General features: G+C 63.2%; 15 protein-coding genes and 1 pseudogene. 4 read left to right on the forward strand and 12 right to left on the reverse strand.

Annotated elements, in window-relative coordinates:
* Window positions 1-98: 98 nt before the first annotated feature.
* The 4 genes from BLS61_RS03740 to ptsP form a co-directional block, all read right to left on the reverse strand.
* Entirely contained in the window at window positions 99-2,279 is a 2,181-nt protein-coding gene (locus tag BLS61_RS03740; protein ID WP_090427525.1) for a hypothetical protein, read from the reverse strand.
* A 117-nt stretch (window positions 2,280-2,396) separates the two neighbouring features.
* Complete coding sequence (locus BLS61_RS03745; RefSeq protein WP_090427528.1) at window positions 2,397-4,127, reverse strand: fructose-specific PTS transporter subunit EIIC; 1,731 nt, start codon at window positions 4,125-4,127, stop codon at window positions 2,397-2,399.
* Between the two features lie 12 nt (window positions 4,128-4,139).
* Window positions 4,140-5,060 (reverse strand): 1-phosphofructokinase, encoded by a 921-nt coding sequence (gene pfkB, locus BLS61_RS03750; protein ID WP_090427531.1) that lies wholly within the window; start codon window positions 5,058-5,060, stop codon window positions 4,140-4,142.
* Entirely contained in the window at window positions 5,060-7,921 is a 2,862-nt protein-coding gene (gene ptsP / locus BLS61_RS03755; RefSeq protein WP_090427533.1) for a phosphoenolpyruvate--protein phosphotransferase, read from the reverse strand. The genes pfkB and ptsP overlap by 1 nt, the downstream gene beginning before the upstream one ends.
* 182 nt (window positions 7,922-8,103) lie before the next feature.
* On the opposite strand from ptsP, the gene cra reads away from it, so the two are divergent.
* Window positions 8,104-9,096 (forward strand): catabolite repressor/activator, encoded by a 993-nt coding sequence (cra, locus tag BLS61_RS03760; protein WP_090427535.1) that lies wholly within the window; start codon window positions 8,104-8,106, stop codon window positions 9,094-9,096.
* An 80-nt stretch (window positions 9,097-9,176) separates the two neighbouring features.
* Here the strand turns inward: cra and BLS61_RS03765 are convergent, their stop codons facing one another.
* On the reverse strand, window positions 9,177-11,228 hold the full coding sequence (locus BLS61_RS03765) for an AsmA family protein (protein WP_090427536.1): 2,052 nt from the start codon (window positions 11,226-11,228) through the stop codon (window positions 9,177-9,179).
* Window positions 11,229-11,381: 153 nt separating this feature from the next.
* Between BLS61_RS03765 and BLS61_RS03770 the strand changes: the two genes are divergently transcribed.
* On the forward strand, window positions 11,382-12,161 hold the full coding sequence (locus tag BLS61_RS03770) for a TatD family hydrolase (RefSeq protein ID WP_090427539.1): 780 nt from the start codon (window positions 11,382-11,384) through the stop codon (window positions 12,159-12,161).
* A gap of 211 nt (window positions 12,162-12,372) precedes the next feature.
* Here BLS61_RS03770 and BLS61_RS03775 read toward each other — a convergent pair whose 3' ends face one another.
* From BLS61_RS03775 to BLS61_RS03790, 4 genes are all read right to left on the reverse strand, one after another.
* Complete coding sequence (locus tag BLS61_RS03775; protein ID WP_090427542.1) at window positions 12,373-14,403, reverse strand: methyl-accepting chemotaxis protein; 2,031 nt, start codon at window positions 14,401-14,403, stop codon at window positions 12,373-12,375.
* Between the two features lie 300 nt (window positions 14,404-14,703).
* Window positions 14,704-15,537: a regulatory signaling modulator protein AmpE gene (gene ampE, locus BLS61_RS03780; RefSeq protein WP_090427546.1), complete on the reverse strand. Its 834-nt coding sequence runs from the start codon at window positions 15,535-15,537 to the stop codon at window positions 14,704-14,706.
* 2 nt (window positions 15,538-15,539) lie between these two features.
* Window positions 15,540-16,091, reverse strand: a complete 552-nt coding sequence (gene ampD, locus BLS61_RS03785) for a 1,6-anhydro-N-acetylmuramyl-L-alanine amidase AmpD (protein WP_090427549.1) — start codon at window positions 16,089-16,091, stop codon at window positions 15,540-15,542.
* Window positions 16,092-16,317: 226 nt separating this feature from the next.
* Window positions 16,318-18,618 carry a DUF1631 domain-containing protein gene (locus BLS61_RS03790; RefSeq protein ID WP_090427552.1) on the reverse strand — a complete coding sequence of 767 codons (2,301 nt, stop codon included), beginning with the start codon at window positions 18,616-18,618 and terminating at the stop codon, window positions 16,318-16,320.
* Window positions 18,619-19,022: 404 nt separating this feature from the next.
* Between BLS61_RS03790 and nadC the strand changes: the two genes are divergently transcribed.
* On the forward strand, window positions 19,023-19,871 hold the full coding sequence (nadC, locus tag BLS61_RS03795; protein ID WP_090427556.1) for a carboxylating nicotinate-nucleotide diphosphorylase: 849 nt from the start codon (window positions 19,023-19,025) through the stop codon (window positions 19,869-19,871).
* Window positions 19,872-19,980: 109 nt separating this feature from the next.
* Here nadC and hepT read toward each other — a convergent pair.
* From hepT to BLS61_RS03815, 3 genes and pseudogenes are all read right to left on the reverse strand, one after another.
* Window positions 19,981-20,403: pseudogene (gene hepT, locus BLS61_RS03800) on the reverse strand (type VII toxin-antitoxin system HepT family RNase toxin).
* Window positions 20,404-20,804: 401 nt separating this feature from the next.
* Window positions 20,805-22,679 carry a sulfatase-like hydrolase/transferase gene (locus BLS61_RS03810; RefSeq protein ID WP_167358695.1) on the reverse strand — a complete coding sequence of 625 codons (1,875 nt, stop codon included), beginning with the start codon at window positions 22,677-22,679 and terminating at the stop codon, window positions 20,805-20,807.
* An 81-nt stretch (window positions 22,680-22,760) separates the two neighbouring features.
* Window positions 22,761-23,222 (reverse strand): pilin, encoded by a 462-nt coding sequence (locus tag BLS61_RS03815; protein WP_090427562.1) that lies wholly within the window; start codon window positions 23,220-23,222, stop codon window positions 22,761-22,763.
* Between the two features lie 222 nt (window positions 23,223-23,444).
* Between BLS61_RS03815 and pilB the strand changes: the two genes are divergently transcribed.
* A complete protein-coding gene (gene pilB, locus BLS61_RS03820) occupies window positions 23,445-25,148 on the forward strand; it encodes a type IV-A pilus assembly ATPase PilB (RefSeq protein WP_090427565.1) in 1,704 nt (567 codons plus the stop codon).

The raw sequence follows: 25,148 nt of genomic DNA on the forward strand, positions 1-25,148 counted from the left end.
GGAGAGGGATGGGAAGAGGGTGATACAGACGACTCGGCGTTGCCGGATAGCCCTCTCCCCTGCCCCTCTCCCGCAAGCGGGAGAGGGGAGACAAGCACCTACTGCGCCGCGCCCTGCACCGGCGCCGCCGCTTCGGCCGGTACCTCTGGCTCCGGGCTGAACGCGCCATTGCTCCAGGCGTAATAGCCCAGCCCCAGCGCCAGCAGCAGGGCGATGATCCAGGGCCATACCACCGGCTTGTTGGCATAGGGGTCGCGCAGCGCACGGTCGCTGCCCTTGGGCAGTACCGCCATCTGCGTGAGTTCTGTGCCGAAGGGAATGCTGATGCGCGCCTGGGCGTTCACCGCCCAGCCGTTGCCGTCGAGGATCGGCCCCAGGCTACGTCGGCGCAGCTTGAACCAGGCCAGCAGCATGGCCGGACCGGAGATGGCCAGCAGCACGCAGAGAAACAGCAGCGGAATCTGCCACCAGACCAATGACAGAATCCCCGTGACCACCGCGGCCAGCGCCGTGCCCAGGGCGCCGACGGCGAGGCCGATGGCGGCGAAGATCCCGGCGAACTTGGCGATATCGAACGCCGGCGCCGGTGTCGCAGCAGGCGCGGCCCCGGTTTCGCCGACCTTGGCCGCGGCCTTGTTGACCACGTCGGCGTCGCGGCTGGCCGCCAGCTTCTGCACCTGATCGGACACCAGCTTGGAAACGCGTCGATACGGCGACCAGAACGCCTCGCGGAGGCTGATGGCGTTCTGCACCACCTTGACCACGGTGGCATCCCAGTCGTTGCCGTCGCGGTCGTAGAACAGACCATGGCGACCGGCCTGCAGGTCGCCCTCGCTGCCGGCGGTCACCGCCACCACGATGTTCAGCGCCTCCTTGCCGCGCACCGGCTGGCCGCGGCGGGTGCAGGCGCAGTAAAGCAGGAAGCAGTCGCTGGCCGCCGCCACCTTGGCATGCGCCTCGACATCGCCCACTTCCACCACCAGGTCGCAGCTCTTGCCGTCGATGTACAGCACGCCGGCCTGGAACACCGCCTTGTCCTGGCGGGCATAGAAACTCTGGAACGAGACGAAGTTGCGCAGCAGCTCGATCAGGCCGTGACGCAGGCGAATCAGCTTGTCCAGATCGACCAGGCCGCCGGCCGCCTCGGCCACCGCCTTGTCCTGCTCGACCAGGGCCAGCAGGCGCGCCTCGATGCCCTGCTCCACCAGTTCGAGAATGCGCCCGCGGCTCAACACCTCGGCGATCGCCGGCTTGGGCGCCTCGGCCTGCCAGGCCAGGTAGTTGCCACAGAGCGTCAGCAGGTGCTGCCACTGCTCGCGCGACAGGCTGTCCAGCTCACCAAAGACCGGCACCACCACGCGCTGACGGAAAGCGGCGATGGCGTCCTGCCAGGCCGGGTTGAGACCTTTGCTCAACGGCAGATGATCGCCTTGCTGCACGGCGGCCAGCGGCAGGCCGGCCACTTCGCCGGCATCGGCCAGCGACAGCGAGGCCAGGCGCACCAGCTCCTCTTCCCGGGCGTTCATCAGCGCCGCCGCGCGCGGGTCGAACTCGGCCATGGCCACGCGGGTGAAATAGTCGTCGATCTTGTCGCGCACCGCGCTCAGCGCCTCGACCGCCGCCACCGTGCCCTCGCCGAACACGTCCAGCCCCTGCTCGGCGGCCCGGGCATGCCAGGCGTGCATCTGCCGCGCCTGATCGAAGAAGGCAGCGATCTGCTCGACGCCGATGGCCGGCTCGCCACTGCGGTCGGTCTGCGCGCCCAGGCAGGCGATGATGTCGGCGATGGCCGCCTTGAGCGTGGCGTCGTCGGTAAGGCTGGCCGGCACCAGGCCGTCGCCGTTGGCCTCGTGCGGCGGGAACAGCTGCGCCAGATTGGCGGTATCGGCCGGCGTCAGGCTATCGCCATCGGCACGCCCGAGCAGGCTCAGCAGGCGCTGGGCGGCCAGACGCAGGCGCGTGCCCTCGGCATCGTCGGTCAGCGAAGCCAGTTGCAGCGGCCCCGGCTGGAACAGCACCGCCGGGTCGGCCAGGCGTGCCAGGGTCCAGTCCACCACGTCGAGAATCTCCGGGGCGCGAATACGGCCGTCCTTGTTCAGGTCGATGTATTCGAGCATGCGCCGGTCCAGCTCCAGGTTGTTCACCGGGCAGGCCAGGCTGGCCCAGAGTTTCTGGTCCAGGCCGCGCAGGGCGGCGAGGTCGGCCGGGGTTTCCAGTTGCACCTGATCGAAACCGCCGGCGCGGAAGAAGCGCCAGCGATGCGCGAGAGCTTGAGTCATCTACAGAGGATCCTTTCTGGCTGAGGGGGATGGCGCCAAGGGGCAGGCGGGTGAACCGCCGCCCCTACTTCCCAGGCGCTGATTAGGCCAGTGTAACCGAGCCTCGCGCCCCTGCACTCATTGCGCGCTGGCCACCAGCGGCTGCGCCTCGCCCTGCTTGATCAGCGCATAGAGCACGCCAGTGACCAGGCTGCCGGCGACGATGGCCAGCAGATAAAGCAGCGCGTGATTGATCGCATTGGGGATCAGCAGCACGAACAACCCACCATGCGGTGCCATCAGCTTGCAGCCGAAGTACATCGACAGAGCGCCGGTCAGTGTGCCGCCGGCAATACACGCCGGAATCACCCGCAGCGGGTCCTTGGCGGCGAAGGGAATCGCCCCTTCGGAGATGAAGCACAGCCCCAGTACCCCGGCCGCCTTGCCGGCCTGCCGCTCGCTGTCGGCGAACTTGCGCCGCGCCAGCACGGTGGCGATGGCCATGCCGATGGGCGGCACCATGCCGGCGGCCATGGTCGCGGCCATCGGCGCATAGCTGCTCGAGGCCAGCAGGCCGACCGAGAAGGCATAGGCCGCCTTGTTGATCGGCCCGCCGAGATCGACGCACATCATGCCGCCGAGCAGCACGCCAAGCAGGATGGCATTGGTGCTGCCCATGCCATCGAGGAAGGTGGTCAGCGACTGCAGCATGCCGGCCACCGGAGTACCGACCACGTAGATCATCACCAGCCCGGTGAACAGGCTGGCCAGCAGCGGAATGATCAGGATCGGCTTGAGCGCCTCGACGCTGGCCGGCAGACGTACCCAATGGGCGATGGCCCTGGCCGAATAACCGGCGAGGAAACCGGCGACGATACCGCCGATAAAGCCGGCGCCCAGCGAGCCGGCCAGCAGCCCGCCGATCATTCCCGGCGCCAGGCCTGGGCGGTCGGCGATGGAATAGGCGATGTAGCCGGCCAGCAACGGCACCATCAGCTGGAACGCGGTCTCGCCGCCGATCTTCATCAGCGCAGCAGCCAGGGTACCCTCTTCCTTGAATGCCTCGATGCCGAAGACGAACGACAGAGCGATCAGCAGACCGCCGGCCACCACCATCGGCAGCATGTAGGACACGCCGGTCAGCAGGTGTTTGTAGGGACCACTCTTTTCGCCACTCCTGGCCGCCGTCTTGCCCTCGACAGGCGCTGCCGCTTCGGCCAGCAGCCGCGCCTCGCTCAAGGCCCGTTCCAGCGTCTGCTGGGGCTGCTTGAGCGCCACGCCGGTGCCGCAGCGATACACCTTCTTGCCGGCGAAGCGACTGGTGTCCACCTCGATGTCGGCGGCCAGCAGCACCGCATCGGCAGCGGCGATGGCGGCCTCGTCGAGCAGGTTGCGCGCGCCCACCGAGCCACGGGTTTCCACCTGCAGTTCGATGTCCATGCGCTGCGCCGCCTGCTGCAGCGCCTCGGCGGCCATGAAGGTGTGCGCCACGCCGGTCGGGCAGGCAGTGATGGCGACCAGCCGACGGCGGCCACCGGTTTCAGGTGCGGCGCTTTCGACGTAGGGCTGAGCACGCTCGGCAGCCTCACGCAGAAAGCGTTGCGGGTCGGCCAGGGCCTCGGCCGGCGTGGCCAGCAGCAGCCGCTTGCCGGCAAAACGGCCAAGCGGCAGCTCGCCGGTCTTGACCACCAGCACCCAGTCGGCGGCGGCAATCTCGGCTTCGCTGAGCGGCGAACCGATGGCGCGGGCGTCATGGACTTCGACCCGGGTTTGCCAGCCCAGGCGCTCGGCGGCCGCTTGCAGGAGGCGCGAACACAGTACGCTGGTGACCTGGCCATTGGGGCAGGCAGTGACGATCAGCAGATTCATGGTAGGTGCCTCTTATTCTTCTATGGGGTGCAGTTGCACGGCCGCCTCGAGGCGGGCCAGTTGCTCGCGATCATGGATACCGAAGCCGATCTGGGTGACCGCTTGTGCAGCAACCGCCGTGGCCAGGCGCAGGGTGCGTTCGGCCGGCCAGCCTTCGAGCAGGCCATGCAGGCTGGCCGCCAGCAGCGAGTCGCCGGCACCGACCGTGCTGGCCACCTCGACGCGTGGCGGAACGGCGCGCAGGGCGAGACCAGGGCCATGCCAGTCGACGCCTTGCGCGCCGCGCGACAGCAGCACGTGCTCGATGCCCTGAGCACGCAACGCCCGCACGGCAGTGGGCAGGTCACTGCCGCAGACCTCGGCCAGTTCCTCTTCATTGGGTTTGATCAGCCAGGGCGCGACGCCCAGGGCCGCCTGCAGGGCTGCACCGCTGGTGTCCACCGCCAGCGGCACGCCGCTGGCCTTGATCCACCGCAGCAAGCCGGCGAACCATTGCGGCGCCACGCCACGCGGCAGGCTGCCGGCAACCACCACGGCGTCATGCCCGGCCAGCAGCGGCTGCAGTTCGTCCTGCAGGCGTTGCAGGTGTTCGGCCTCGACCTGCGGGCCGGGACCGTTGAGGTCGGTGATGCGACCATCGCTTTCCGCCAACTTGATATTGCTGCGCGTCTCGCCCGGCACCCGGACGAACAGGTCGTGAAAACCGCGCTTGTGCATCAGGCTTTCGAACGGCGCGGCATTGGCGCGCCCGAGAAAACCACCGACGCTCAGGCTGTGGCCCAGATCGGCCAACACCTGGGCGACGTTCAAGCCCTTGCCGGCAGCGTGACTGCGCAGTTCATGGCAGCGATTGATCGCACCGGGCTGCAGGCGATCCAGGCGCAGCGTCAGGTCCAGCGCAGGGTTCAGGGTCAGCGTCAGAATCCGGGCCATCAGTGCATCTCCGCGACCAGCGCGCGCACCGCGCTGGCGCTGTCCAGGGTCAGGGCGCGGTCGGCCAGGGTTCGCGCCTGGCGGCTGTCCAGCTCGCGCACGCGTGCCTTGACCAACGCCATCGAACGCGGCGTTACGCTCAATTCGTCCACGCCGAGGCCGACCAGCAGCGGCACGGCCAGACGGTCACTGGCCAGTTCGCCGCAAACACCGACCCACTTGCCCTGGGCATGGGCGGCGGTAACGGTCATCTCGATCAGGCGCAGCACCGCCGGGTGCAAGCCGTCGGCCTGGGCCGAGAGCTGCGGGTGACCGCGGTCGATGGCCAGGCAGTACTGCGTCAGATCGTTGGTGCCGATGCTGAAGAAGTCCACTTCGCGTGCCAGCACCGGCGCCAGCAAGGCCGCCGAGGGCACCTCGATCATGATGCCGACCTGCAGATCGCGCACCTCGACCTCCTCGCGCAGGCGCTGCACCAGGTCGTGCGCCGCACGCCACTCCTCCACCGAGCCAACCATGGGGAACATGATGCGCAGCGGGCGACCATCGGCCGAGGCGAGCAAGGCGCGCAACTGGGTTTCGAGAATCTCCGGACGCTGCAGACTCAGGCGAATGCCGCGCACACCGAGAAAGGGATTCTCCTCGGCCGGCATCGGCCAGTACGGCAGCGGCTTGTCGCCACCGACATCCAGGGTGCGCACCACCAGCGGCCGGCCATCCAGCGCATCGAGCACGCGCCGGTACTCGTGCTCCTGCGCGGCCTGGTCCGGCGCCTGGGCATGCTCCATGAACACCAGTTCGGTGCGCAGCAGGCCTACCGCGTCGGCACCCAGCGCCACCGCCTCGCTGGTTTCGCCACTGGCACCGATATTGGCCGCGACTTCCACGCGCACACCGTCACGGGTCTGCGCCGCCTCGAAACGCCGGGCATGCGCCTGCTCCTGACGTTTCTGCGCCACCTCGCGCTCATGCAGCGCCTGGTCGCGTTCTGCTGCATCCGGGGCGACGCGCAGCAGGCCGCTGTCGCCATCGAGCAGCAAGGGCGTGCCCTGAGCCAATGCCAGTACCCCATCGCCGGCGCCGACCAGCGCGGGGATGCCCAGAGCGCGGGCGATAATGGCACTGTGCGCGGTGGCCCCACCCCGTGCGGTGACGATGCCGGCGACACGCTGACGATCCAGCGCGGCGACATCCGAGGGCACCACTTCGGCCATCACCAGGATGTAAGGCTCGTTGGGCTCGCTGGGCAGCTCGACACCACACAGATGCGCCAGTACGCGGTTGCCGATATCGCGCAAGTCCGCCGCCCGCTCGGCCAGTAGCGGGTCGTGCAGGGCTTCCTGGCGCTTGGCCGCCGCCTCCACTTCGACCTGCCAGGCCGCCTCGGCGCTGGCACCCTTGGCCAGGCGCGCCTCGACATCCTCGCGCAGGGCGGGGTCATCGAGCATGGCCAGGTGGGCACTGAAAATCTCGCGGATGCTGGCCACGCCAGCGCCGTCGACCAGGCGCTGAAGTTGCGAGGCAACGGCGGCAAGAGCTGCATCCAGACGTGACCGCTCGTGTTCGAGACCCTGTCCCTGCTCGTCGAAATGAAATTCGGGCGGCGTGCGCACCAGCGCGGGGCCGATGGCGATACCGGGCGAGGCGGCGACCGCAACCAGTCGGCTACCGGCAACGGGAGCGACCGGTGGAGCCGGCTGTAGCTGCGCCGCCACTTCGGGCAACGCTTCGCTGATTGGCTCGACCCTTTCCCCCAGGCCACTTTCCACAGCAGCACGGATGGCGGGCAGCGCGCTATCGGCAATCGCCGGCTCGGCGCTGAATTCGAGCATCTGCCCGCGACGCGCGCCCAAGGCCAGCAGGCGGCTAAGGCTCTTGGCCGAGACGCCGGCCCCGCTATCACCGAGCAGACGCACGCGAATCTCGCCGGCGAACCCCTGCGCCAGTTCGCTGAGTGCCTTGGCCGGACGTGCGTGCAAACCATGGGCGTTGAGTAGCGGCACGCTGAGGCAGGGCCAATCCGGCGGCACCTCGCCGCCCAGCGCTTCGATCACCTGGCGGCTGTCGCTGGCTTCGCTGAACGCCGCGGCGCGACCGCCGATCAGCACATCGCACAGCCGCTCCAGCGCCTGACGATGCGCCTCGCCCTGGCTGGCCAGGCAGAACAGGCCGCGCAACGCCTCGCCGCGAAAGCTCAGCGGCTGCGCCGGGGTGACGAAGGCCAGGCCAGGGCGCTCGACGCTGACCTCGCTGTGCAGCCACCACAGGCCATCGCCCAGCGGCAGGGGTTCACCACGCGCCAGTCCGAGGGCGAAACCGCTGCGAGCACACCCGGCCTGACGCAACAGGCGCGCGCCCTGCCAGAGCAACTCGTCGAAATCTTCGGCCGGCTGCCCCAGCGCGACCAGTTGGCCGTCCAGCGCCAGCGCCTGCGGCGCGCCCTGCAGCAGTTCGAGAATCTGTGCCGGCTCGCTGGCTTCGCGTAGCGCCTGGCTCAGATCCCCCTCACCCAGCGCGCGGGTCAGCAGTTGCAACAGATGCAGGTGCTCATCGGACTGCGCGGCGATGGCGATGGCCAGGTAGACCTGCTGGCCATTACCCCAGTCCACGCCATTGGGAAACTGGATCAGGCTGACGCCGGTGCGCAGCACCTGGTCGCGGGTCTGCGGCGTGCCATGGGGAATGGCGATGCCCTGGCCGAGGAAGGTCGAACCCTGGGCTTCACGCGCCTGCAGGCCTTCGAGATAAGCCGGAGTGGCCAGGCCGGCAGCGGCCAGTGCATCGCCAAGCATGGCCAGGGCTTCACCCTTGTTCGCCGCAACCCGGCCCATCTGGATTTGGCTGGCATCGAGCTCGAGCATAGTGGTCTCCGACTTATTGTTTTGGCTAAGACTAGTCGATGAATCAGTATGCTGAAACGATTCATCAAGCACTGGCACCTTATCCGATAATGGGTAATCCTTGAAGCCCGGTCGTCGCCGCAGCGGTGTAGACTCGCCGCGCTCGCACGATCGAAACCTCTTCTCTACATGGTGCTGCGCCCGTGAAACTCAGCGACATCGCCCGCCTGGCCCAGGTCTCGGTAACCACTGCCAGCTACGTGATCAACGGTCAGGCCGAACGTCGGCGCATCAGCCCGGCGACCGTGGCGCGTGTGCTGGCCGTGGTGGAAGAACACGGCTATCGTCCCGACCAGCAGGCCGCCAGCCTGCGCCGCGGGCAGAGCCGCTGCCTGGGTTTCATCCTGCCGGACCTGGAAAACCCCAGCTATGCACGCCTGGCCAAGCTGCTGGAACAGAAGGCCCGTGCAGCGGGTTACCAGTTGCTGATCGCCAGTTCCGACGACGATCCCGACACCGAGCGGCAACTGCTGGAACTGTTTCGCTCGCGTCGCTGCGAGGCGCTGATCGTCGCCAGTTGCCTGCCCGCCGACGACCCGCTGTATCCCACCATCGTCGCCGCCGGCCTGCCGGTGGTGGCGGTGGACCGAGCGCTCTCGCCCGCACATATCCGTTCGGTGGTCAGCGACGACGAGCAGGCCGGGCGCACTCTGACCGCAAGCCTGCTGACGCCCCAGCCCCGTCATATCGCCCTGCTCGGTGCGCGTGCGGAGCTAGTCATCAGCCAGGCACGCGAGCGCGGTTTTCATGCGGCGCTGGCCGGCTTCACAGGGCGCGTCAGCGTCTGCCACGGCAAGGAGTTCGGACGCGCCTGTGGCTACCAGCAGATGCAGGCGCTACTGGATGATGTGGGCACGCCGGATGCCTTGCTCACCACGGCCTACGTGCTGCTCGAAGGCGTGCTCGATGCCTTGCGCGAACGTGGCGGCGAGCACTGGCCGGCCGTGCGCCTGGCCACCTTCGGCGATACCCAGTTGCTGGACTTCCTGCCGCTGCGGGTCAATGCCATGAGCCAGCAGCATGAGCGCATCGCTGAACGGGTGCTGGCCTGGACGCTGCTGGCGGTCGAACGGGACGACTATCAGCCCGGTATCGAGGCCATCGAGCGCAGCTTCAAGGCCCGCACCCAGAGCTAGGGTACGCCCGCCATGCGCTGCAAATGCTGGAGAAGATCGGTGCGCACAGCGCACCCTACATCCAGCTCCGGTGCCTCCTGCTAACCACCCCGGATCTTCTGCAGCAGAGGTTCGCACTGGCTCGGCTCATCACCGGCGCTGGGCGCTACCAGCGCCAGCAGACCTGCCGCAGGCGCCACCGCCACGCCCAATGCCACCAGCCCCACGCCGCGCAGGGCCAGCGGCGTCGCCTGTACGCCCGGCGCCGGCTGCTTGAAGGTGCCGCGCACATACAGCGGCGAGCGCAGCGAGAAGATGCGAAAGCCCTTGGTCGCCGGGGTGATGGTGAAATCCAGCCGTTCGCTGGCGAAGTTGGCGCTGCCGTCGACCTTGATCACCGCGTTCTCGGTGTCGATGACGAACAGCCGTGTGCTCATCAGGCCCTGCCTGATGCCCATATCGGCAGCCGCGCAGTTGATCTTCACCTCCTCGTCGCCGAACAAGCGACCGACCAGGTAATTGCCGACGTTCAGCCCGGCGATCTCCATCAGCCCACGGCTTACCGCACCGTCGTTGATCAGCATGTTCAGTTCGCCATCGGCGCTGCCCAGCAGGGCCGCGACCGAGTTGCCGCGGCCGCTGACGCGTGCATCGCCGTTCAACGCCCCCAGGCTGGTCTGCATCGGTGCAAAGGTGGGAAACAGCTGCTTGAGCCGGAGATCGCGAGCACGCAGGCGCATCTGCCCCTGCAATGGCGTGGCCGCGCCATTGAGGCGAATCTGCGCATCGAGCGCACCGCCGGCCATGCCGAAACGCAGCGGCTCCAGGCTGAGGGTGCCGTCGTCGAGCAGCACATGGGTATCCAGATCGGTGATCGGTAGCTGCTCGCTGTGCACGATGCGCTTGCCGACGAAGCGCACATCGGCGTCCATGGCGCGCCAGCGGTCGGTACGAAACTCCGTGACCGGCAATGCCTTGTTCGTAGGCTGCGAATCGCGTTCGCCACGCGCCCGCTTGTCGGCGGCAGAGTCGGCGCCGATCAGCGGCGCCAGGTCACTGAACAGCAGCTGGTTGGAGGTCAGCCGCCCGGACAGCTTCGGCCGCGGCTGGCGCGCGACGAAGGTCAGGTCGCCCTGGATGTCGCTGGCGCCGATACGTCCGTTGAAGCCGAGGTAGCGAAAGATCGCTCCGCTGGCATCACGCAGGTCGGCCTGCAGGCGACCATCGGTGCTGTAGGGCGGCGTATCCGGCAGGGTGACGCCGGTCAGCGGGTAGAGCTGGCTCAGGCTGTTACCGGACAGCTGCAGGCGCAGGTCCAGTGCGCCGAGGTTCTGCGGGTCTGTCAGGCTGCCGGCGACGCGGATACGGGTAGCGCCGATACGCACATCCGCCTGCAGCGGGAAAGGCAGCGAGGCATCATGCAGCGCCAGCAGCCCGCCGACCTTGCCGCTGCCGGTCAGCGGCTGGCCACGAAAGCTGCCCTTGGTCTGCCAGGCGAAGGCGTAGTCCTGCGCGCGGGCGCTGCTTTCAGCCAGCCGTTCGGCAGCGTTCTTGCCGACGATCTCGGCGAAGGGTATCGGCTCGCCCAGCGGCTGGATGACCGCATCCAGCCGCGTGTTGCTGACCTTGTCATCGAGCTTCACCTGCCCCTTGTCGAAGGCGATGGTGCCGATATCCAGCGTCCACGGGCTGGGCTGCTCGCCGTCCGCCTGCTCGGCGCCCAGGTCGAACACCCAGTTGGCGCGGCCATCGGCCAGGCGCTGCAGGTCGGCCGTCAGCGCACCCAGTTCGATGCTGGGGATGCTCACCGTCCTCCACAGTAGCGGCAGGGGCGACAGGCGTAGACGCACGCGGTCGAGGCTGACGAAGGTCTCGCCCTGCGCCCAGTCAGGGTTGCCCAGGCGCAAGCGCTCGGCCGCGAAGTGCGGCCAGGGCAGCCAGGCGCTCAAGCCCTGCTGGCCAGGTTCGCGCTTCCAGATCACGCGCAGATCGCCCTCGATGGCGAATGGCCGATTCAGCGCCGCCGATACCTGCTCGTTGATCAGCGGCCGCGCGCGGTTCCAGTCGAACAGCGCCAGAAACAGCATCAGCGCCGCCACCAGCAACAACACTACGGCGACCAGCCAGGCCAAAGCTTTGCGTAAGCGCTGCAACCCTCTTCCTCCATCGAAACCAAGCCGCCTGCTTGTATCCGTTCGACTGGAAAAATACGGCGGCGCTCCCTGCAGCTGGCAGGAAGTGGAACAATACGGCAATCCACGCCCGGATGCCTGCTGGCCACGAGCGACATCAACCGGAGGCAAGCGATGCACCTGATCGACACCCACACCCACCTGGATTTCCCCGACTTCGACGCCGATCGCGGCGAAGTACTCGCGCGCAGCCGCGCGCTGGGCGTACAGCGCATGGTGGTGCTCGGGGTGTATCAGGGCAACTGGCAGCGCTTGTGGCAACTGGTGGAGGCGAACGACGGCCTGTATGCCGCCTTCGGTTTGCACCCGGTCTATCTGGATGATCACCGGCCGCAGCATCTCGATGAACTGCGCGCCTGGCTGGGCAGGCTGGCCGGGCACCGCAAGCTCTGCGCCGTCGGCGAGTTCGGTCTGGATTACTACCTGGCGGAGCTGGATCGGCAGCGCCAGCAGACGCTGTTCGAGGCCCAGCTTGAGCTGGCGAACGAGTTCGAATTACCGGCGCTACTGCACGTACGTAGAGCCCATGCCGCCACCATCGCCACGCTCAAGCGTTTTCGTCCGGCCCGCGGCGGCATCGTCCATGCCTTCGCCGGCAGCCATGAGGAAGCGCGCGAGTACATCAAGCTGGGCTTTCGCCTCGGCCTGGGCGGCGCCGCCACCTGGCCGCAGGCCAACCGCCTGCGCAAGGTGGTGGCGCAGCTGCCACTGGAATCCATCGTGCTGGAAACCGACGCCCCGGACATGGCCCCGGCCATGCACCCCAATCAGCGCAACAGCCCCGAATACCTGGCGGACATCTGCACCGAACTGGCTGCGCTACGCGGCGTCACGGCCGAAGAGCTGGCAGCGGCCAGCAGCCGTAATGCGGATGAGGTGTTCGGCTGGAACTAGGCCGCACGGATGGTCAGGCAAATCGCCTGCACGGCCTGTCGTAGGAGCCCCGCCCCGGGGCGAATGTTTCCACACCGTGTCGCCCATATTCGCGGCGGGGGCGCCGCTCCTACGGGGTCAACGCGACGGCCGCGGGAATGCCGTGGAAGGGGCTTTAGCCGCGATTCAAAAAAACATCGCCGCTGAAGCGCCTCCCACGGAGCAAGGCCGCTCACACCCGGAACGCGCTGATCAGCTGCTTGAGCCGCGCCACCAGCTCGCTCAGTTCGCGACTGGCCTGCTCGGTCTGGCTGGCACCTTCTGCCGTGCGCTCACCGGCATGGTTGATCTCGACGATGTTCTGATCGATATCGTGTGCGACTGCCGTCTGCTGCTCGGCAGCTGCCGCGATCTGCTGGTTCTGGTCGACGATCATGCCCACCGCGCCGAGAATGTTCTCCAACGCCAGCTGCACCTTGGCCGACTCGCTCACGGTGCCATCGGCCATCTGGTGACTGGCATTCATCGCCTTCACCGCCGCACCGACGCCGCCCTGCAGCTTGGCGATCATTGCCTCGATTTCCTCGGTGGATTGCTGGGTGCGCTTGGCCAGGTTGCGCACCTCGTCGGCGACCACGGCGAAGCCGCGGCCCTGCTCGCCAGCCCGCGCCGCCTCGATGGCGGCATTGAGCGCCAGCAGGTTGGTCTGCTCGGCGATGCCCTTGATCACGTCCAGCACCTGACTGATCGCGGCGCTGTCGCTGGCCAGCTGGTTGATCACCGCCACCGACTGGTCGATTTCACCAGCCAACCGCTGGATCGCCCCCACCTGCTGCTCGACCAGGGCGCGACCGCTGACGGTTTCCTGATTCACGCTCTGCGCACTGCCTACCGCGGCGGCAGCGCTGCGCGCCACCTCCTGGGCCGTGGCAGACATCTGATTCATCGCCGTGGCCACCTGTTCGATCTGCGCGCGCTGGCTGGCCACGGCCTGGTTGCTCTCACCCGAGACCAGCTCGACCCGATCGGCCTGGCCACCGACCTCTCCCACCGTATGCCCGACGCGCTCGATCAGGTCATGAATGCGCTGCACGGTCTGGTTGAATACCTGCCCCAGCTCGCCCAGCTCGTCACGGCTGCGCGCCTGGAAGCTGACCGTCATGTCACCTGCGGCCACCTTGTCCATCACCTGCCCCAGGTCTTTCAGCGTCGCTCGGGTGGACACGTAGAAACCGCTGTAGAGATAGACGATCAGCAGGAACACCACCACCAGTGCAACCACCAGCAGCACCATCTGCGCGCGGTTTTCACCGAGCCGCTCGCTCAACTGGCTGTCGAGAAAGGCCAGCAGGCCATCGTTGAAGGCATAGGTCTTGGCCATCTGCTGGCTGATCTGGTCGTAGAACTGGCTCCAGGGCGTATCCAGACTGTCGGCGATGATGACCTGATCCTCGAACAGCGCACCGCTGTCCTTCAGGCTCTCGCGGCTGGCTTCGGCCAGACTGCCCAGGCCGTTCTGCGCGGCGACATTGCCGGCCAGGGCTTCCTGCAGGTTCAGGCCATATTCGGCGTGTAGTTTTTCCAGTTGCAGCAGCAGGTCATCGAACTTGGTGCTGGCTGCGGAGTTGAGAAAGCCCTGCCCCAGGGAATAGGCGCCGACCGCGCGGCCCTGGCTGAGCACGTCGGTGATCTGCGGAGTGACGTTGGTGATCAGCTCGGTGATCTGCCGCACCTGGCGTTCGGGGTCCTGGCTCAGGCCGGCCTGGCTGGCCACCAGCTTGATGAACACCTGGGAAGAGCCGAGCAGCTTCTCGACGATCACCATCTTGCTTTGCAGCGACGTCTCGGCCTCTGCGCTTTTCAGCTCGGCGAGCAGTTCGTCGCGCTTGGCGACGAATTCCGCTGCCTGCTCGGTTTCGCTGGTCACCGGCTGCAGGCTCTGCAGCCCGGCACTGAGCGACTGCTCCAACTGGTCGATACGCCCTTCCAGATCGCCTGCCTGACCGGACTGGCCGATCATCGCGTTGATCTGCACCAGGTCGTTGAGGCTCTCCAGATCGCGACGCAGCTGCAGGCTGCTGCCGAGCAGCTCGAGACTTTCCAGGGCGGTCTGGGTGCCGACGAACTGGCGATAGGAATCTCGCACCAGATAGAAGTTGGTGACGAGCATGGGCAGGAAGAACAGAACGCTGATCAGGCTGAACTTCATGCCGAAGCTGAGGCGATTCATCAGCGCGATGGCCGGATACAACACGGTCTTCACTAGACGTCTCCAGTTGCCATTATTGTTATAGGTATCGCTTGGACCGCCGCCGAGCCTCTCATGGGCTGGTCACGGCATCCGCTGTCGACCGGCCTGTGGCGCACTCATTCGTGCACTTCATACAGGCGAATAATGTGACGAAAGTCACCAAACGGGATCGACCACCGCCTCCTTATACCCCTTATCGACACGCCTCTCTGTAACTTAAGGTTAAACGCGTGCCGTGTTCGGCTGTCGTGGTGGCGAATCGGCAATTGCCCGGGGCGGCTTGCGCCGCCTCAACGAACCAATGGCCATGCGCTAGAAGAACAGCACCCAGACCGCATAACCGGCGTACCAGACCACTGCAGCACGAATCAGCAACTGCCAGAGCTGGTCCAGGGTATCGACGCCCTCCTCGCCCATTACTGGAGGCGGCATCTCGCCTGCGGCACGCCCGGCCTTGATCACCAATTGCGCGGCGGAAATGTCCCAACTGAGCAGTTCATGCAGCAGGGCACGACTGACGGCGACGAAGTTGCCGACCAGCGCGAAACTGGAGGCCAGCACCCGCGCCGGCAACCAATCGAAGGCATGCCGCAGCTGCACGGCGCGCTCACGCAGGGCCGGCTGCTCGGCGTGTTCAGCAGTGAGCGCCAGCAGGCGATAGGCAAGCGCCGCCATGGGGCCCAGCAGCAGATACCAGAAGATCACCGCGAAGAAGCTCTGATAGGCCTGCCACAGCAGATGCCCCTGGACCTGCTGCAGCAGCTCGGTGCCCTCCTCGGGCTGCAGCGCCAGGTCGCGCTCGGCCACGTGGTAGGCAGCCTGACCATCACCGCGCCGCCAGGCGTCGCGGAACGGGCCCAGCGCCGCGAGCACGTCGCCACGCCCCAGGCTGTAGATCAGCACCAGCAAGTGCACCGGCAAGGCCAGCCATCCGTAGGCCAGCGGCTTGAGCATCAGCAGGATCAGCCCCAGCGCTAACACCGGCAACAGCACCAGAATCGCCAGGCACAGCCAGGGTGCCTGCTGCAGCCCCCCCTGCTGCAGGCGCTGCAGTTGCGCCAGCCATGGCCCGTCCTGCTGGATGCGCAGGCGCCAGGCAGAAAACTTTTCGACCCACAGCACCAGCAGAATCACCAGAAAACTCATTGCTACCTCTCCTTCAATTCGGCATGCAGGCGCGACCAGTCGAATGCAGGCCCCGGGTCGGTCTTGCGTCCGGGGGCGATGTCGCAGTGGCCACGGATACGCTGCGTCGACAGCGCCGGGTAGGCATCCAGCAACTGCCGCGTCAGCTGCGCCAGGCTGGCGTACTGGGCGTCGCTGTAAGGCAGATCATCCGTGCCTTCCAGCTCCACACCTAGCGAAAAATCATTGCAGTTGTCGCGCCCCTCGAACCAGGAAACCCCGGCGTGCCAGGCACGATCCAGGCAGGAGACGAATTGCGTAAGCCTGCCATCACGCTCGATGAAGAAGTGCGCGGAAACCTGCAGGGTCGCAATCTCGGCGAAGAAGGGATGCTCATGCGTGGGCAGACGGTTCTGGAAGAACTCCAGCACCTTGCCCGTGCCGAACTGCCCGGGCGGCAGGCTGATGTTGTGCACCACCAGCAGAGAAATCTCGCCACTGGGACGAGCATTGAAATTCGGCGAAGGGCAATGGCGAATGCCCTGAAACCAGCCGGTCGTGGGGTCGAGCTGCATGTGGCACTCCTGAGCGTGCCATCACTCTAGAGCAGCCGACCCGCAGGGCCAAGAGCGAGACCGCAACTGGATGTGCATCGGGGGGGAAAATCCGAGGATCACGACATGCAGGAGCCGCGCCTCGCGGCGAATCGATATCGAGCACTCGCAGGATTTAAAAGCTTCGCCCCGGGGCAGGGCTCCTACAGCCAGGCCGTTGCCAGGAGCGCAGCACTCCTGGCAACGATCAGCTGTGCTTCAGCTTGCGCAGGTTGCCGATCACCGACTCCAGAGCGCGGTCGAACAGCAGCGCATCGTCGAGCAGGCGAATGGCGTTGCGACGAAACTCCACGGCCAGCGCGTTACGGGTCTTTTCCAGCACCTTCATGCCGGTGCGATTGACGAATACGTACTTGCCGGTGGGCTTGATGATGGCTGCCAGCTTGCAGCGCAGCTTGTGCTCGTCGTCCTCCTGGAACTCGACCCAGCTGCCCACGCGCAGGCTGTCGACCTGATGCAGCGCCTCGTCGTCATCCGGCAGGACCACGTCCGGCTCCTGAGGGCGGGTCTGGCCCGGCGCCAGCAGGATGATCTCCTCGACCACCTCGACCATGGCCGGCGCATCCTCGACCTCTTCCGCAGCCGGCAATTCCAGCAGCGGCAGCTCGATACCCGATTGCGCCGCGTCGGTGGCGGCCGCAGCTTCGTCCGACGCTACCTCAGGCTCGGGCGCAACGCGCTTGAAGCGCTGGAAGGCCTGTACGTGCAGCGCCTCCAGTTGGCTGAAGAATTCGCTGGTGGAGAACGGGTCGAAGGCCGCACTGGCCATGCCCTCCCGCAGCGCCTTGAGCAGGCCGGGCACCAGCTCGAGCAGACGCAGCCGCGCCTCGGGCTCTTCATGCGGGGCAACGCTCCAGACCAGATCATCCATGGTCTGCAGGGCAGCCTGCCATTCGTCCGAGTCCACGCCGTGCTTGAGGCAGGTGAGCATCAGCACCTTGCTCCAGGCTTCCTGCAGCAAGCGCACCACCACTTCCGGCAGGGTCTTGCCCAGCAGGCGCTCGTTCAACGCCTGCTCGACCTGACGGCGAGCCAGCTCGGCCTTGGCGCTGCCCTCCTCGGCATCACGGGTACGCTGCTCGAGCAGTTCGCTGCGTCGCCGCTCGTCGCCGGTGAAGGCCATGAACTCGGCCAGCAGTTCGGAGAAGATCGCCGGATCATCGACGAAGTCATTGAGCAGGCGCTGCACCACCTGCTCGATCTTCTGGTACAGGCTGTCGCGCTGTGCGTCGTCCTGATCGACCCAGCCAAGCGCTGCAGAAGCGATCTCGTTGAGCAGGCGGCGAGCCGGATGGCTGCCTCGACTGAAGAAGGTCTTGTCCAGCACCGCGACCTTGAGCATGGGAATCTGCAGGCGACCGATCAATGCCTTGAGCGAATCCGGCAGGGTGCGGTCATCGAGGATGAACTCGAAGAGCATCGACACCAGGTTGATCACGTCCTCATCGACTTCGCCGACCACACGCGCCTTGCCGCTCTTGGCACTGGCACGCTCGAGCAGACGCTCGAGCTGCTCGCGCAGGTCGAAGTCCTCGACATTGACCTGCGCAGGGGCCCGTTGCTGCATGTGCGACAGCAGGCGCATCAGGTCGTTGCTGGTAATCGGCAATGCATCGGCCACCTGAGCGCGACGCGGCATCGCAGTACCGCGCACTTGCGCGAGCAGGTCCTGCAGCGCACCGAACACTTCCTGTACGCCCTGATCGGCGCCTTCGAGCAAGGGAATGCCTTCCTCGCCGGAAGACTGGGTATAAACAGGGGTTGCCGGACGCTGCTGGCGACGGGGCGGGGCAGACTTCAGCTCGGGCAGGACACCGGCCTTGATCAAAGTCTCGTTGGCTTCGGCATAGAGAATGTCGCAACTGCCCAGCACGTATTTTTCGAACAGCTTGAGGATGATCAGCTTGACCTTGATCTCCACGCCCAGGCCACTGCAGGCGTCGAGGAAATATTCGCTGAGCAGGGTCGGACCGAGCGGGTTGCTCTTGTCGTCGAGCTTCTTGGTGATCACCGCATTCAGACGCGTGGTCAGGTGGCCCAGCGCCATGGCGTCGCGACTCATCACCTTGGCTACCATGGCGTCCAGCGCCACGGTCTCCTCCAGCTCGTCGTTCTGCACCAGGCTAAGGCTGTCGAACGACATCGCATCCAGAGCGGGCTGCGGCTTGCCGATTTCGTACTGATTGAGATTGGCAAAGGCCTCGAACACCTTCTGCAGGAAACCGCGCTCGATGTTCTTGCGCTTCAGGCGCAAATCGCGCATCGCTTCGAAGAATGCATTCTGCTCGGCATTGCTGGTCGCCCGATCCGCCATCTCGAAGAGGGTATCGTCAGCGTTGTCGAACAGCCCCTGCAGATTCTGCTTGAGCTGTTGCGCGGCTTTGTCACGCACCTGAATCAGCGCCACGGGCAGTCTTCCTACCGGCGAAGTTGGCGATTGCTCAGTGGTAGCCTTGGTCAGGTGCACCACATTCGCGTCGGTCTTCATTCTAGTCTCCCGCAGACTGCCCGAACCCGGGCTTCCTGGTCTGCACAGCGTCAACCGAGCGTCGTCCGTAACGTCAAAGGCCTGGCGTCAATAAAGTAAAAAAGTAAAGGCATTATAGGGAGGCTGCGCGCCATACCAAGCCAATTTTTCTTACAGACATGATCCAGATCACAGATAGCCACACGCCATCTCCGGACGGTCATGCCGCCCCCCCCAACCCCTACAGCCTAACGCTGGCGGCCCCATCGCGCTGTACCGATGATCCGAACACCTCATCGAATAAGAGCCACGACTGATGGCGAAAGTGCCAGGATAATCTCCACCCGAGGGGCAGCATCGTACCCAACCATTGCCCCGCCCCAGGCTGGCTCTATAATCGCCCCTCGCCTACACCGGAGCCGACCATGCCCAACCTGTCCCTCGCCGACCTCAGCAGCGAAATCGAAGCCAACGTCCGCCGCGCCCTGGCCGAAGACATTGGCAGCGGCGACATTACCGCCCAGCTGATACCGGCCGAGCGCCTGGCCAGCGCTCGGGTGATCACGCGCGAGGCGGCGGTAGTGTGCGGCACGGCCTGGGTCGATGCGGTATTTCGTCAGCTCGACCCACGCGTGGCGGTGCATTGGCAGGTGCAGGACGGCGACAAGGTCAGCGCCGACCAGACCCTGTTCCGCCTCGAAGGCCCGGCCCGTGCCCTGCTCAGTGGCGAGCGCAGCGCCTTGAATTTCCTGCAGACACTCTCCGCGGTAGCGACCCGCTGCCGCCATTATGCCGACCTGGTCGAAGGCACCCAGGTCAAACTGCTGGACACCCGCAAGACTTTACCGGGCCTGCGCCTGGCACAGAAATACGCCGTGACCTGCGGCGGCTGCCACAATCACCGCATCGGCTTGTACGACGCCTTCCTTATAAAGGAAAACCACATCGCTGCCTGCGGCGGCATCGCTCAGGCCATCAACACCGCCCACCAGATCGCCCCCGGCAAGCCGGTGGAAGTGGAAGTGGAAAGCCTGGAAGAACTGCGCGAAGCGCTGGAAGCAGGGGCAGATATCGTCATGCTCGACGAACTGTCACTGGAAGACATGCGCGAAGCGGTCAGACTCACCGCCGGCCGCGCCAAGCTTGAAGCCTCGGGAGGGATCAACGACAGCACGCTGCGCGTGATTGCAGAGACGGGCGTGGACTACATCTCACTGGGGACGCTGACCAAAGATGTGAAGGCGGTGGATTTGTCGATGCGCTTGGCGCTGTAAGCCACCGCCCCACTGTAGGAGCCGCGCCTCGCGGCGAATCGCAGCCTCACCAAAATCGCACTGGACTACAAACAATTCGCGCCGGGGCGGGTAAATGTCAAACCGCACTTTAATCTTGCCCAGCATCCTTAATCAGAATGCTCTTGGAATAATCGAGAAATTCATCCAGCTTCCGGGTAAGGACCGCCACGGTAATCTGTAGCTGCAGCGCTTGGCACTCATGAACTGCAATGTTGCGATAGCCCACCATTCGCTTCAGCGCTTCGGCAAGAGCGCCGTCAATCCACCATCTGCGGCCAGCAGCACGAACACATCATGCGCGCTCTGCGGAATAACTAGACGCTCGCGCCGAATCAAATGCTGCACCATATCCAGCGCTGCCTCGCAAGCGCGCTGGATATTCCAAATGGCCGTATCCTGCCGAGTAAAGTCCTCTGCAAAACTCGCCGAGTCGCGGTCATACTCCCTCGTGCGCACGCCTGACGCAGCGCTCGATGCTTGCGGCCTTGTTCAACAACACATCATCGGCCATAAACCCGCCCATCTCGCTCGATATCACGCAAAGCGGTGCCCTGGCTCGATCCAGCTCGAGCTTCTCACTCAACGCCGCGCACTCGAACAATCCAGCCTCACCACCCTCAGCCCCCACCAGCGCTCGCCTTTCATCAAAGACCTGCTGCTGCATCACGGCGTAGGCCCTGCGCAAATCCAGCAGATCAACCGGACAATCCAAAATACGGCCGCCTCGCTGGCAAGCTCCCAAAGCGCCAGTGGATCAACATAACCTTTTACCAATACAGCCAGATCGAGATCACTGCCTTCTTCTGCAATACCTAGACACGGCTGCCAAAGGCATAGACAGCCAGCAAACCATCCAATCTCGAGCGCAATAGCCGACCAGAGCCTCCTTCTTTAGCGTAAACCTCCTTACTTCTACTTAAAAAGGGCACTACTCATCACCTCACGCCGCCATTCCTGCATCACCTCCAAGTCAACCATATCCACTATATTGGAGCTCTCGCTGGGATCTTCACTCAGATCAAAAACAAACTCCCCACCCTGTTCAAGATCCTTCCAGTATTTCAGAATCGAATTTTCTGTACTAATAGAGTAGAGCCCCACCATAGGTGCCTGCTGGAAATGCAAAAACCGAGAGCGAGCAGGCAACTGCAAAGCCTCACCTTTCCAAACAGAGGGCGGATCAATATCAAGTTCATGCAAAATAGTAGGAGAAACATCTATTTGCGAAGTAAATTTCCAGTCACCAAATTCCTCCCCCGAGTACCCCCGCCGCTGAAGAATGAACGGAATATTTAAAACAGGCTCATGCACTCTAAATTGATGGCCAAAAAAATCTTTCTCCCCGAGCATCTCACCATGATCAGCAACAATAACCACCACCGCATTATCCAAATAGCCCTTCGCTTCTAGCCTCTCTAGAGCACGATTCACAAAGAGATCAAACTGCAGGACGCCATTATCGTAATAATTTACCGCCTTAGGTATATCTTCCAGAGACGGCGATTTCCGCCCATTTTTCCCCATCGACCAACGGTAATAATTAACTGACGGCAAAAATAGACCGCCTTGCTCTTGCTTCAACCCCAACCCATGAGCAGACATAAAATGAAACTGAAACATCACGGGAGCCCCACCGCTATACTGAGGAAGCTCATCAATTCGATCCATTATCAAGAGATCATCATTGATATACCTGGCAGCCTGAGTGGTGCCATCCGAATAGCTGTCCACCTCACCATAAGCTTCCTTAAGGCCATAAAAATTTGTGTGATCCCCACTTAATATCAAGTGCACTTTATAGCCATGCCGCCGCAGAACTTCATGCAAAGTAAGTGGCTTATTTGGCAACAAGTGCAGAGGCCGCGATGAGGCAATAGCCATCAGACCACAGGAAGATTCTGCGCATATCGAACGAGTGTTAGATGCCATGAGCGTTTGATGCAAAACAGCAGCGGCCTCTAGGAGCGGCGTCGTAGGTTGAGAATAGCCGTACATACCCATATGATCCGCTCGAAGAGCATCACCTACAATCAAGACGACATTCCGGGGATTAAAAGATTTTTTTGGGCCATACGCATTGAAAGCCTCTCTCTCGATTGCATCCACCAAGGGCGGCACACTTACTGCGTGGGTTTGCAATTTAGGCGCACTATTTGGAAAAAAACTGACACCAATAGGTTCTTGCGGATGAAAATCATCCAAGCCCAGCGCTTTCAAGGCAAAATGCCCTCCAGCCCCCGCTACACCAAGTAAAGATATAGCTATCAATCCCGGCAGTGTTAACTTAGCAGAAGCCAACCTCGCGCTATCCAAGGATAGAATCTTGCGACACCCCCACCCAAACAAAAATATGGCACCACTCAAAACCAATAGTAACGCCCAGGTCGAAACTCCTAGAACACCAATCAGATAAAAACCTTGAAATAAGTACACCTGCAACAGAGGCCATGTCGGGACTCGCCCCCAAGAAGCAAGCCCAACCAACACCAAAACATACCAAGCAAACAGCATCAAGAAAGGCAAAACAAAAAGCCCAACCCCCAGCAACCTCTGCCCCCTACCCAACCAAGACCCAAGCCGCCAATTAAGCATACGAAAAGAAAAAAACGCCAACCACAGCGAAAAAACAAGCAACAAATGCGGAACCACAACCGCACAATCAGCGCCAAAAGTAGATACATATTTATATAAAAAACCAGCAGGCACCAATACCCAAAGAAAGACTTCTACAGAAATCGCGAGTCTTGATCTAAGCAAGGCACACCCCAACGAAAAATATGAAATCAAAAAACCCCGCATTGAGCGGGGTTTTAAAAAATCACGACAGCTAAAGAGTTAATTTAAGAACCCGCTTCAGCATTCCAATCATTAAGTACCAGCAGTAGCAGCAGCAGTACGGCATTCAGCAGGCACATGCTTGGCTTCACCAGCGACCAAACTGCAAGACCATTGAATCTGCGCATTAGCATTTGCCTGACTCGGAGTCAAACGAATCTGCGGCTGAGTAGTAGCTCCGGTATTCTTACTAACAACAGTGATAGCACCGCCGTTAGCAATAGTCACGGAAGCGACATAGGCATTCGAAGCAGAAGACTCTGAGAAGGCATATCCAGAATTGGCTGCGGTAACGTTAGCAAGGCTACCGATAGACGAAGCAGTTTCAGCAACCGCAGTTTTAGCAGCGGCTACTTGCACCATTGCCTCAGACATCTTGGCGCGAATCGTGTAATCCTGATAAGCCGGCAGCGCAATAGCGGCCAAAATACCGATGATCGCGACCACAATCATCAATTCAATCAGGGTGAACCCCTTCTGCATTTGAGCTTTCATTTGTAACTCTCCTAAAAATGAACAGGTCCGATGACCTAGGCATGACAATGCAGCTAGCGTGCCAAATTTTCAAAGCCGAGTAGATGGGCTTGCTCACTATCCACCACGCACTGCAACACCCCTTAACGGACATTAACTGACCTTTTTCGTCACCCAATCAAACGAAGTTTGGCACACGCCGACATCTAAGCTATAAGGCAGGCATCGTGTGTGGAGCCCCCAATGAACGAAAGCGTATCCCTCTCGGGCCTGGCCAAGCAGATGGTGCTGGCCGAACTGCTGGATGAAAAAGCTGCTCAACAGGCCCAACTGCAGGCGCAGCGCAACAAGCTGTCGCTGGTCACATACCTGGTACAGAACAAGCTTGTAAAGAGCCGTGCCCTGGCAGAACTGGCAGCCGAACAGTTCGGGGTGGCCTTTTTCGACCTCAACGCCATAGATAAGGAAGGGCAGCCCAAAGAGCTGGTCAGTGAGAAACTGGTACGCCAGCACCGCGTGTTGCCGCTCTGGCGTCGTGGTAACAAGCTGTTCGTCGGGCTTTCCGACCCGACTAATCACCAAGCGGTAACCGATGTGCAGTTCAGCACCGGCCTCAATACCGAAGCGATCCTGGTCGAGGATGACAAGCTAGGCGATGCCATCGAAAAGTTCTTCGACTCGGCCAATAGCGGCATGGAGGATCTGGCAGATGTCGACTTGGACGGCTTGGACGTCGAAGCAGTAGATGACGATAAGCCCTCAGGAGAAGGGGGGGCAGACGCCGACGACGCGCCAGTCGTGCGTTTCGTCAACAAGATGCTATTGGATGCCATCAAAGGCGGCTCCTCTGACCTGCACTTCGAACCTTATGAAAAGGCCTACAGGGTTCGCTTCCGTACCGACGGCCTGCTACACGAGGTGGCCCGCCCACCTATCCAGCTTGCGCCACGCATTTCTGCCCGCCTCAAGGTCATGGCCGCCCTGGATATCTCCGAGCGCCGTAAACCGCAGGATGGCCGGATCAAGATGAAAATCTCCAAGACCAAGGCCATCGACTTTCGCGTCAACACCCTGCCTACACTCTGGGGCGAGAAGATCGTTATGCGAATTCTCGACCCCACCAGTGCACAGATGGGCATCGATGCCCTGGGCTACGAGGAAGAGCAGAAGGAGTTGTACCTCAGCGCCCTTAAACAGCCTCAGGGCATGATTCTGGTTACCGGCCCTACCGGTTCGGGCAAGACCGTATCACTCTATACCGGTCTGAACATCCTCAATACGCCGGACGTGAACATCTCCACCGCCGAAGACCCTGTGGAGATCAACCTGGAGGGCATCAACCAGGTCAACGTCAACCCCAAACAGGGCATGGATTTTACCCAGGCGCTGCGCGCCTTCCTGCGTCAGGACCCGGATATCATCATGGTGGGCGAGATTCGTGACCTGGACACAGCGTCCATTGCCGTCAAGGCTGCACAGACTGGCCATATGGTGATGTCCACTCTGCATACCAACAGCGCCGCGGAAACCCTGACCCGCCTGCGCAATATGGGCGTGCCCTCATTCAATATCGCCACCTCGGTCAACCTGATCATCGCCCAGCGCCTGGCACGCAAGCTGTGTAACAGTTGCAAGAAGGAAGTGAACGTACCGCGTGAAACCCTGCTGGCCGAGGGCTTCCCCGAAGACAAGATCGGCACCTTCAAGATCTACGGCCCGGTGGGTTGCGAAAATTGCAAGGGCGGATACAAGGGCCGCGTCGGTATTTATGAAGTGGTTAAAAACACGCCCAACCTGCAGCGGATTATCATGGAGGAAGGCAACTCCATCGATATTGCCGCGCAGATGCGTAAAGACGGCTTTAATGACCTACGCACCTCCGCTTTGCTCAAGGCCATGCAAGGGGTTACGAGCCTTGAGGAAGTCAACCGCGTGACCAAGGATTAA

It is taken from the genome of Ectopseudomonas guguanensis (assembly GCF_900104265.1).
GTDB lineage: Bacteria > Pseudomonadota > Gammaproteobacteria > Pseudomonadales > Pseudomonadaceae > Aquipseudomonas > Aquipseudomonas guguanensis.